This window comes from Mesorhizobium sp. M6A.T.Cr.TU.014.01.1.1 (genome assembly GCF_004022765.1).
GTDB classification, from domain to species: domain Bacteria; phylum Pseudomonadota; class Alphaproteobacteria; order Rhizobiales; family Rhizobiaceae; genus Mesorhizobium; species Mesorhizobium mediterraneum.
In genome coordinates this window covers 1-415 of sequence record NZ_RZPG01000126.1, presented here as the reverse complement: position 1 = coordinate 415, position 415 = coordinate 1, and the positions used below count along the sequence as shown (strand labels likewise).

Genomic DNA, 415 nt, shown 5'->3' with positions numbered 1-415 from the left:
TTCGAAGGCATTGGGGATGGCAAGGATCAGCCGGCTGGCGCCTTCGGGGTTGGCGGCGGCAAACACTTCGGCATTGGCCGCATTGCCGGCGACGGTCTCGATGCTGTCCGCTTTCAGCCTCGCCAGCGTCTTGTCGGCGTCCTCGATGACCAGGAAGGGCAGTGCCGCGTCTTTCAACGCCGAGCCGACCAGGCCACCGACACGGCCGTAGCCGATCAGGATGGCATGGCCTGTGAGTGCCGTCTTGGGCGGCGGCCCGTCCTCCCTTTTCGCCGTTGCCGCGACAGAGGCCACCTGGCCCGGCTCCGTCGCCGGACCAACCGGTTTTGCTTCGACCGGCGGTGCCGTCCTGGCGGCGCGCCGTTCCAGCCACGGCTTCATCCAGTCGATGGCCAGGAACATCAGCGGGTTGAGG

1 protein-coding gene is annotated in these 415 nt (G+C 67.5%); it reads right to left on the bottom strand.

What is annotated here, in order from left to right; translation table 11 throughout:
* Positions 1 to 415, bottom strand: a 415-nt coding sequence (locus EN885_RS33255; protein WP_206616886.1) for an NAD-binding protein, incomplete at both ends; no start/stop codon positions are given.